Source organism: Deinococcota bacterium, assembly GCA_030858465.1.
GTDB lineage: Bacteria > Deinococcota > Deinococci > Deinococcales > Trueperaceae > JALZLY01.
This window is the reverse complement of the sequence record JALZLY010000052.1, coordinates 1-9,216: the sequence shown is the minus strand read 5'-3', so window position 1 is coordinate 9,216 and position 9,216 is coordinate 1. Positions and strand designations below refer to the sequence as shown.

General features: G+C 63.5%; 9 protein-coding genes. All 9 read right to left on the bottom strand.

What is annotated here, in order from left to right:
- Positions 1–32: 32 nt before the first annotated feature.
- Positions 33–314 (bottom strand): type II toxin-antitoxin system prevent-host-death family antitoxin, encoded by a 282-nt coding sequence (locus M3498_02690; GenBank protein MDQ3458204.1) that lies wholly within the window; start codon positions 312–314, stop codon positions 33–35.
- A gap of 16 nt (positions 315–330) precedes the next feature.
- On the bottom strand, positions 331–3,042 hold the full coding sequence (cas3, locus tag M3498_02685) for a CRISPR-associated helicase Cas3' (protein ID MDQ3458203.1): 2,712 nt from the start codon (positions 3,040–3,042) through the stop codon (positions 331–333).
- Positions 3,043–3,113: 71 nt separating this feature from the next.
- A complete protein-coding gene (locus M3498_02680; GenBank protein MDQ3458202.1) occupies positions 3,114–3,512 on the bottom strand; it encodes a type II toxin-antitoxin system VapC family toxin in 399 nt (132 codons plus the stop codon).
- Positions 3,513–3,538: 26 nt separating this feature from the next.
- Complete coding sequence (locus M3498_02675; protein ID MDQ3458201.1) at positions 3,539–3,796, bottom strand: type II toxin-antitoxin system Phd/YefM family antitoxin; 258 nt, start codon at positions 3,794–3,796, stop codon at positions 3,539–3,541.
- Positions 3,797–3,854: 58 nt separating this feature from the next.
- Positions 3,855–4,805: a WYL domain-containing protein gene (locus M3498_02670; protein ID MDQ3458200.1), complete on the bottom strand. Its 951-nt coding sequence runs from the start codon at positions 4,803–4,805 to the stop codon at positions 3,855–3,857.
- 39 nt (positions 4,806–4,844) lie between these two features.
- Complete coding sequence (gene polA / locus M3498_02665) at positions 4,845–7,397, bottom strand: DNA polymerase I (GenBank protein MDQ3458199.1); 2,553 nt, start codon at positions 7,395–7,397, stop codon at positions 4,845–4,847.
- Positions 7,398–7,471: 74 nt separating this feature from the next.
- A complete protein-coding gene (locus M3498_02660) occupies positions 7,472–8,191 on the bottom strand; it encodes a class I SAM-dependent methyltransferase (protein MDQ3458198.1) in 720 nt (239 codons plus the stop codon).
- 75 nt (positions 8,192–8,266) lie between these two features.
- Entirely contained in the window at positions 8,267–8,578 is a 312-nt protein-coding gene (locus tag M3498_02655) for an antibiotic biosynthesis monooxygenase (GenBank protein ID MDQ3458197.1), read from the bottom strand.
- A gap of 69 nt (positions 8,579–8,647) precedes the next feature.
- Positions 8,648–9,094, bottom strand: coding sequence for a DJ-1/PfpI family protein (locus tag M3498_02650; GenBank protein MDQ3458196.1), 447 nt, complete (start codon positions 9,092–9,094; stop codon positions 8,648–8,650).
- Positions 9,095–9,216 lie beyond the last annotated feature (122 nt).

Sequence of the window (9,216 nt, the reverse complement as noted above, 5' to 3'; positions counted from 1 at the left end):
GAAGGTATGGGTGTCGAGCAATGCAGCCTGGCTCAATCTTCATCCCTTTTGCCCCTGTCAGGTTCGAAAGAGGAGTTGTACCAGTATTGCAGCTCCGCTTCATCAAGTGGTCGCATGGCTTCCATCGCCTCTTCTTCGCTTAATGGAGTGCGGTGGAGTCCCACGGGGCGCAACCCGGCAGGCGTGTCAACCGGAGTGAGCCTCAACAGTGGCTTACCGTGGCGTGCGATGATGACTTCCTCGCCTCTCAGTGCCATCTCCACGAGTTTTGAGAAATTCGTTTTTGCCTCATGCATATTGACTTTAGTCATCATGCCTCCTTAGTCCAGTTTACACGATTGAACTAAGTGCTGGAACCTGTCTATCGTAAACGATGCCCATGTCATCAGTGAGCCGCAGCTTTAGCTTTTCGGTGACAGGATAGAGGCTGTTTTCGAGCTTAATGACTCTAGCGTGACGCAGCAGGGCGCTCTTTTCCCAGCTCTTGGGAAGGTGCTCGGGCTTTGGCTGTGCCAGGTGGTAGTACACGACCTTGTTGCTGAGGCTGACCGAGTGCTGGAGAAAGTCTTTGGCCTGCTGGAATGTAGGTTCATGCTCGAGGTCCACAGGCTTGCCGCCATCAGGCTCGAGGTAGAGACGTCCATCACGCCGGTGCAGAAGAATCACGGTGATGCTGGGATCGCCCAGCCGGGTAGCAGCGCGGAGTGCCTGGTGCAACTCCGGATCATCGTCATCGCTGACTTGCACGTCGTCAGGCAGAATATCGAACAGCCTATCCGGTTTCGGCAATGTCCGCTCAAGTGCCAGCCTCTCCTCTTTTTGCTTCTCCTCCTCGAGTTTTTGCCTAGCGTCCTCGAGCGCCTCCTGAAACTCGCTCGCGAAATCTCCCGGCAGGGGTGCGGCGTTATACACTAAACCGAGAAGCGGCTCGAGGTCGTCCGGTAGACGCAGCCCCTTGCGCTCACGAAGGGCGGCCCAGGTGCGAAGGAGGACGGCAGGCGCGTAGACCTTGTGCCAGTAGTAGGTAGTAATGTCGGGGATACTCGCATTTTGGACCAGTCCGGCGACGTAAAGGTGCGCCTTATCGTGCTTCGGTGGGCGCTGGCGCTGAAATGCTTCCGGGTCATCGTGACGATAGAGCCTTCCGGCACGCTGCAAGAGCAGGTCCACTGGAGCGAGGTCACTTACGAGAACGTCGAAGTCGATGTCGAGGCTCTGCTCGGCGACCTGCGTAGCAATCAGGATGATGTTGCGGGGCTCTTGTGTTTTCTTGCCGAGGTGGTCGACTACCCAGTCTTCGATTCCTTTGCGTTGCTTGACGGGGAAGCGGGCGTGAAAGAGCTTCACCTCGGCAGTGCCGGCAAGCCCCTTGACCGCCTGGTAAAGCTTCTGCGCACGGTCCACGGTGTTGACGATGCACCCTACCGCCCCACCCCCCTCACTGAGTTCGCGCAAGAAGACAGCTAAAGGTTCGATGTCCACCGGGGCTTCGTGCAGTTCATAGGCGAGCGGTTTGGCGGAAAGACCTTTGACGAGCGTTCCCGCGCTGCTCACGCAGGTGATGCGCGGATAGGGCTTGTCGTCTTCCGGCAGCGAGCCGCCGTAGGCCTCGAGCAATCTTTGCCGCGTCGCCTTTGGCAGCGTAGCTGAAAGCAAGATGACGCTCGAGCCCAGCGACCTGAGCCAGCTCACCAACCTCTCAATAAGCGTCGAGGTGTAGAGTTCATAGGCGTGAACTTCGTCCAATATCACCGTGCGGTTGCCAAGGCCCCACAGCCGCACGAACTGATGGCTCACGTTTAGTACGCTCAAAAGCGCCTGGTCGATGGTTCCTACGCCGTGAGGGGATAAGAGCGCCCGCTTTTTATGGGTGAACCATTCCCTTGCCACCACCTGTTGTTCGGGTTTCCACGGCTCCCCGACGTTGAGCTTCATGTCGGCATATTTCTCGTCGAGAATCGCAGCCCCGTGAACGAGTTGCAGGTCCGGAGGCTCGGTAAAACCCAACTTTTCTAAAAACCTCACGGTTCGGCTGAACATGGCGTTGCCGGTCGCTTGCGTAGGTAGGGCGAGGTAAAAGCCCCGGTGGCCTACCCCGTTTTGCAAGAGCAAATGGCCGTAGAGGGCGGCCTCGGTTTTGCCCTCACCCATCGGCGCCTCGATGAGCAGCAGCGTGGCTTCATGGTTCTCGCGGAGAAGGTCTATAGTCTTCGTTTGCAGTGAACGTGGAGGGAAGCCGAAAACCTCGTTAAAGGCAAGGGTTCTAGGTTCGGCTTTGGGCCAACCGAGTTGCTCGAGGGCTTGATTCGCACGTTTTACCGCATCATCGTAATAAACCTCGAGGTCATCTATACTCCGCTCGAACGGGAAGAACTTTGAGTTTGACCCTATCCAATCCGCGAAGCTGACGAGCCCGGCTAGTCGCATGAAGGCTTCGCCGCTGAGTTCGCTCACGCCCGGTGCTGGATAATCGGCGGCCCTTGTAACACGTAAGACTTGCTCGAGCAGCCACTGTCGTGCCGTTACCCACAGGCCGGTCCCTAATTTTCGACTCACTTCGTTGAGGTCCACTCCAGAGGCGCGAAAGCCGTGATGCGCCCCCAAAGCATCTGCGATGTTTCTGGCTGCTTCCTTTGAAAATCCAAGCTCGGGCAAGAGGCTTTTCAAGAGGTGCTGACTAACCACGCCGTGCGCGGGCTGTGTTCTCTCCCTTTCGGAGACAGTCCAGGTAAAGCCCCCTTGCTCCAAGAGCTCACGCCCGCGCGCCTTACCGTTACTCTTCCATTGCAGCTGAAAGCCCGGAAAAGCCTTGCCGAGGTCGTGAAGTCCACCTAAAGCAGCCACCCAAGGCGTTACAGCCTCAGCCGAAAGACCAAGGTCCGTCGCATAGAGTGCTTTCAGGTGTTTGCCCTCCCATTCCAGGATAGCTTCGGTACAAGCAGCGACATCGAGAAGGTGGGCAATAAGGGGGAGCCACCGGCCATCGGTGCGCCCTCGGTCGCTTTTAGCCCAAAGACGTGAGGAGGCTTTGGAAGGTTTCATGACCCCACCTTATGACATCCGAGCGTCATCCGGTGTCGCTGTTCATCTTCGCCACGACCTGCAGTTCCCCTCTATCCCTCCCAGGGATTCAACACCTGCACCGGCAAGGCGGCGACGTCCTTGGTATTGCGCGTCACCAAGGTCAAGCCGTGGGTGACGGCGGTGGCGGCCAAAAGGGAGTCCGGGTAACTTACCGGGCTGCCGCTTTGCAGGGCTCGCCCCGTAATCCTCCCCCAGGTTTTCATCACCTGCGCGTCGATGACGAGCGTCCGCCCCTGAAACCGCGGCCTTAACTCCGCCTCGAGCCACTGCCTCAGCCTCTCGGCCTTGCGAGGACTGCGGGAGCGGATGATGCCCTGCTCGATTTCTCCCAGCGTGAGCACCGAAAGGTAACCGCTCGAGCCTCGCTGGGCCTCGAGCCAGGCCAGCGCCCGTTCATCGGGTTGCGGCTTGATGGCTTCGGACACCACGTTGGTGTCGAGCAGGTAAGCTACCGCTATTCCAGTTCCACCGGGCGCACGGAGGTCCGGTCACGCTCGAGGGGAAGCTCGTCCTCGTCCATGCGGGGAGCGGTCTTGAAGATGTCCCACAGGCTCTTGTCGCCCGCCTGGAACCGTTCGTATTCCTCGTAGGCAAGGATGACCACGGCCCTCTTGCCCCGTCTAGTCACCACTTGAGCCTCTCCCTCGAGGGCGCGCTCGACCACCTCAGAAAAGCGAGCCTTGGCTTCCTGCAATTGCCATTGTTTTTCCATGCCATCCTCCTGACCAGCACTGACTAGAAGCATAGCATGGGCTGCTTTTGTGCCGGCTCTACAAGAAGCGTTCTGTTATCATCCTTGCCTCCTCGAGCCACCTTTCCCTTAGGTTTTCAGGTTCAAGCACCTCCACCCTCGGCCCCCAGCTCTGCACCCAGGGGAGGATTTCGCGGGGAAAGCCTTTGTCGTCCGTGCCAGCCTCGAGGCTGACCTCGAGGCTGCCGTCTGATCCCTCCGCAGCGATCGTCAGGTTGGGATAGCCGCCCTCGAAGAGGCGGTAGGCCGCCTCCGGCGCGAAGCGCAACCTGACCGTCACGATGGGGCCGCCGCTCGTGCCCATCACCCCCCAGGCGTTGCTGAGATAGAGGCGCGGGTCGAAGCCTTCGGGAACGGTATAGCCGTCCGCGAGCAGGCGGGTATGACGCATCCTCGAGAGCTTCCAGGTGAGGACCTGTTTGTGAAAGCGCCTTTCATAGCCGATGGCGTAAGGAGCCAGGTTGTCGCGGCTCACCTCGACGAAGTAGACCTCGAGCTCTTTGGGACGCGGTTTACCTGAGCCGCCGGGCGAGAGGTAGTCAAAGGCCAAAACGCGGCGCTCGAACCAGGCTCTGGCGACGAGCTCGAGGGCGCGGTCGTCGCCGGGGCGCTCGCGCACCTCCTCGGCGCTCCTAAAGGCGATCCCCCGCGCGGGCTCGGGGAGGAGGCTGGCGAGTTTCTCCAGTGCCGAGAGGTAGTGGACGCTCCGCGCCGGGGCGTGGTGGTAGAGGAGCCGCGTCGCCGCGTGGACCGCGAGGGCTTCGACCGCGTTCAGGTCCGATGGTGGCGAGGGGAGCTGGTAAAGGCCGCGCGATACCTCCTCGATGCCGTAGCCTTCGTCGCGAAGGGTCTCGAGGTCGCGCTGGACCGTGCGCGGCGGCACCTCGAGGCGTTTGGAGAGTTCGCGCGTCGTGCGCGGTTTGAGGCGGAGGAGCTCGGGTAGCTGCGCCAGGCGGCGTGCCTTGGTCATGGCGCCTCGCTTCGGGACTGCATGGGCCGAGTCCAAGCGCTACTTCGCCTCGAGCCAGTTGTCGCCGATGCCGACCTCGGCGACGATGGGAACGCTCAGCTCGTAGACGCCTTGCATGGTCTCCTTGGTGAGCGCGGCGACCTCCGCGGCGCGGCCTTCGGGCGCCTCGATGACGAGCTCGTCGTGGACCTGCAAGAGCATGCGGGCGCCGACCTCTTTGAGTTTCGGCGCGAGCCGGATCATGGCGAGCTTGACGATGTCGGCCTGGGTGCCCTGGATGGGCATGTTGTAGGCGGTGCGCTCGGCGTACTCGCGCTGGTTGCGGTTCTTGCTGATGATGTCGGGAATGGGGCGGCGGCGGCCTAGAAGCGTCTCGACGTAGCCGCGGGAGCGGGCGAAGGCGAGGGTCTCGTCGATATAGGCCTGGACCTTGGGGTACCGCGCGAAATAGGTCTTGATGTAGAGGTCGGCCTTGTCGAAGTCGATGTCGAGCTCAGCCGCGAGCCGGTGCGCCGACATGCCGTAGAGCACGCCGAAGTTGATGATCTTGGCGACGCGGCGCTGCTCGCTGGTGACCTCCCGGGGCGCCACGCCGTGGATCTCGGCGGCGGTGCGGCGATGGATGTCCTCGGCCGACGAGAAGCTCTCTTGGAGCGCCTCCTCCCCGGCGATGTGGGCGAGGATGCGCAGCTCGATCTGCGAGTAGTCGGCGACGAGAAGCTTGAAGCCCGCCTCGGCGATAAAGGCGCGCCGGATCTGCCGACCGACCTCGCTGCGCACGGGGATGTTTTGCAGGTTGGGATTGATGCTGGACAGGCGCCCGGTGGCGGTGACGGTCTGGGTGAAGGTGGTGTGGAGGCGGCCGCTGTCCCCCCGCACGAGCCGGGGCAGGGGGTCTAGGTAGGTGCCCTTCAGCTTCGACAGCTCGCGGTAGGCGAGGATCTTGGCGATGACGGGATGCTCGCCCTTTAGGGGCTCTAGGGCGCTCACCGCGGTCGAGCGCTTGCCGGTCAGCTTGGTCTTCTTGAGGGGCACGAGCTCCAAGGTGTCGTAGAGCAGGTCGGCGAGCTGGTCGCGCGAGTTGAGGTTCAAGCTCGGCTTGCCCGCCACCTCGCGCACCTCGGCTTCGATTCTCTCCAACCTCTCGGCCATGCTAGAAGAGAGCTCGGCGAGGAGCGCGGTGTCGAGCTTGACCCCGGCCAGTTCCATCTCGGCGAGGACGCCCGCGACGGGCCGCTCGATCGTCTCGTAGAGCTCCTTTAAGCGCGGGTCGAACTGCCCGGGCAGGCTCTTCAAGAGCTCGGCGGTGACGACGGCGCGCGAGGCTGCGCTGTCGCCCCAGTCGCCCGCGCCGTAGCGCTGCGCCAGGGTGACGGGGTCGGTGACGCCGGGGTCGAGCAGGTAGGCCATCAGGGTGGGGTCGTCGCCGGGGCGGACGTCTAAGCCGCGCCGGCGCGCGTAGACGCTGAGCGCCTTGGCGTCGACGGCGTGGACCTCTTTCGTGCCGGAGAGGTAGTGGTGCATCTCGCCTTCGTCGCTGGTGGCGGCCACCTTGCCCTGCCAGGCCACGGCCAGGTCCAGGAGCTCGGCGTTCATCGGGCTCAGCTCGGAGAGCCGGTAGCCGAGGCCCTCGGGCACCAGGTCCGGCGACCAGAAGCTCTCCTCATAGCTCGTGCCGCGGCTCAGGCCCAACTCGCGCATGATGGAGCCGAACTCGAGCTCGCTCAGGAGTTCGGTGAGCGCCTCCGTGTGGATCTCGCGCTGCGCCCAGCGGTGCGGGTCGATGTCCACTTGGGCGTCGGTGACGATGCGCGAGAGTTCGCGCGAGACCTTGACCTCGCTCAGGCAGGCGGCGATCTTCTGGGCGGCGCTCTCCGGCTTGACGGTGTCCAGGTTCGCCAGGATATGCTCAAGCGTCTCATAGCTCTGGAGGAGCTTCGCGGCGGTCTTGGGGCCGATGCCCTTGGCGCCGGGGATGTTGTCGCTGGCGTCGCCGATGAGCGCGCGGTAATCCACCCACTGGCCCACGCGCACGCCGTACTTTTCGTAAACCTCGTCGGGGCCGAAATGCTCGCTCTTGTCGATGCCCCGCACGGTGACGCGCTGCGACACGAGCTGGTAGGCGTCGCGGTCGCTGGTGACGATCTCGACCCTGTGGCCCAAGCTTTCGCAGCCCACGGCGATGGTACCGATGAGGTCGTCGGCCTCGAGCCCAGGCTTCTCGATCTGGTGGAGGCCCAGGAGCGTCACCAGCCTCTTGATGATCCTGATCTGCCCCGGCAGGTCGTCCGGCGCGGGCGCACGGCCCGCCTTGTAGCCCTCGTACCGCTCGTGCCTGAAGGTCTTGGCGGGCGCGTCGAAGGCGACGATGGTGGCGTCGCGCTCCTGCTCCTCGCGGAGCAGCTTCAAGAGCGCCCGGACGAAGCCGAAGACGGCATTGGTCGCCTGGCCCTTGGAGTTCTTGAGTCCCTGGATGGCGAAGTAGGAGCGGTAGGCGAGCGCGTGCCCGTCGATGATGACGATCTTGCAGCCGTTGAGCTCGCTGGGCTTGGGCTCAAGCGCGTCGAAGAGCAGGCCTGAGGTTTTAGCCATGGTGGCGTGAAGGTGGGGGAGTGGGGGGTGGGGGCGTCATGCCCCAGTTTACCGCGCCCTTGCCGCCTGCGGCGCTACCCGGCTGCGAAGAGCGCCAGCGCCACCCGGCCCCGGTACTGCGCCCGCAGGAGCCCGAGTTCGGCCTCGGCGGCCTGCCGCTCGAGCGCCCTGGGGTCGATAAAGCGCAGGCCGCTCAGCCTCACGAGCCCCTGCAGGCCGCGCCCGCCGCGCGTCTCGGCCCGGCTCAAGTACATCAAGAAGAGCTTGCCGCCGGCTTTGAGTACCCTCGAGAACTCGGCCAAGGCTGTGGGCACGTCCAAAAACTCGTTGAGCGAGCCGCCGCAGACGACCGCGTCGAAGACCGCGTCCGCGTAGGGCAGCTCCGTCACGTCCGCCTGGACGAGGGTAGGGGAGAGGCCCGCCGCCTCCGCACGCCTCTGTGCCTCTTTGAGCATGGGCAGGCTCATGTCGAGCGCGTGGACGCTGAGGTCCGGGACGCGCCCCAGCAGCGTGCGGCTGTAGAGCCCCGTCGAGCAGGCGGCGTCCAAGACGGCCTGGCCGGGTTGGGGCTGGAGCCACTCGAGCATGAGCGCCAACTCGCGCGCGGTGCTGTAGCTTCCGGCGGTCAGCAGGTAAAGCGAGCGGCCGCGCCAGAGGGGTTCGTAGCTATTTGCGGTAAGGGCCCAGAAGTTGCTCCGCTGCGCCAGCGGCAAGCGCGGCAGGCGCGTAAGCGCGCGGTAGATGCCGGCCTCTTGAGGGGGTGGGGGAGACTTGAACAACGCTATAGTCTCCATGATGTCATCCCCGCGCGGTATCCGGAGAATGCAGCCACGCCCTGCGCCTGTATGGGCCTGGGCTCCTAGGGCTGCTTAAACGCGCTCAGGAAGCTTGGCGGCGAGGATGTCGACCTGCTCGATCGAGGGCTGCTCGAAAAGCTCGCCGGCATTCTCCATCAGCGCCGCAGCGACGCGGCCCGAGAGGTGCGCCTGTCGGCCCGCGTCGTCCGGGAAGGTATCGAAGATGCCGAAGCTTCCAGGCCCCAGGCGGATCGCGTACCACGTGGTCGTCGCCGGCTCCTCGTTGACCAGCGCCAGCCCGCCCTCGAGGAAGCGCTCGACATCCGCCTCTCGTCCGGGCTTCGCCTCCAGTCGAACCAGCAGTCCTACCTTGACGTCAGCCATGTCTTGTCTCCTTTTCATATCTCATCTCTTAGCGTCTACGGTCTCTTATGATTATCTAGTCACGCGCTCTCAGACGCTCCGCGCCTGCTGCTCGTGCTTGCCTTCGGCGAACTCTTCGACGATCTTGGCGCAAAAAGCGGGCAGGTCGTCCGGCTTGCGGCTGGTGACCAGCCCCTGGTCGGTAACCACCTCCTCGTCCACCCACTCGCCGCCCGCGTTGCGGATGTCGGTCTGCAGGGTCGGAAACGAGGTCAGCCGCCGTCCGCGGATCACGTCCGCCTCGACCAGCGTCCAGGGACCGTGGCAGATCACCCCGACCGGCTTGGCCTGCTCGAAAAACCCGCGCACGAAGGTGACGGCCTCGGAGTCGCCGCGGAGCTTGTCCGCCCCCTCGACGGTGTTGACCTGTGCCTCCGGCGCTTCGTCCGCCTCCTCTTGGGCCGCCGCGAGGCCGAGAAAGCCCAGCAGCAGCATGAGTGTAAAGACGATCACTCGGTTTATCGTCACTCGTTTCATCGATGGTCTCCTTTGGGATGGGCTCCGTTGGGGCCCTTGGGTCGGGCACTGCCGTTCGCGGGTCCGGGGTCGGCGAGATCCTACCTGAAGCAACTCGCACGGAAGTAACGGGTCCTGTGGGG

Coding starts and splice junctions, on each gene's coding strand:
- M3498_02675 (MDQ3458201.1), bottom strand. CDS start 3,796: ATGGAAAAACAATGGCAATTGCAGGAAGCCAAGGCTCGCTTTTCTGAG.
- polA (MDQ3458199.1), bottom strand. CDS start 7,397: ATGGCTAAAACCTCAGGCCTGCTCTTCGACGCGCTTGAGCCCAAGCCC.
- M3498_02660 (MDQ3458198.1), bottom strand. CDS start 8,191: ATGGAGACTATAGCGTTGTTCAAGTCTCCCCCACCCCCTCAAGAGGCC.
- M3498_02670 (MDQ3458200.1), bottom strand. CDS start 4,805: ATGACCAAGGCACGCCGCCTGGCGCAGCTACCCGAGCTCCTCCGCCTC.
- M3498_02650 (MDQ3458196.1), bottom strand. CDS start 9,094: ATGAAACGAGTGACGATAAACCGAGTGATCGTCTTTACACTCATGCTG.
- cas3 (MDQ3458203.1), bottom strand. CDS start 3,042: ATGAAACCTTCCAAAGCCTCCTCACGTCTTTGGGCTAAAAGCGACCGA.
- M3498_02655 (MDQ3458197.1), bottom strand. CDS start 8,578: ATGGCTGACGTCAAGGTAGGACTGCTGGTTCGACTGGAGGCGAAGCCC.
- M3498_02690 (MDQ3458204.1), bottom strand. CDS start 314: ATGATGACTAAAGTCAATATGCATGAGGCAAAAACGAATTTCTCAAAA.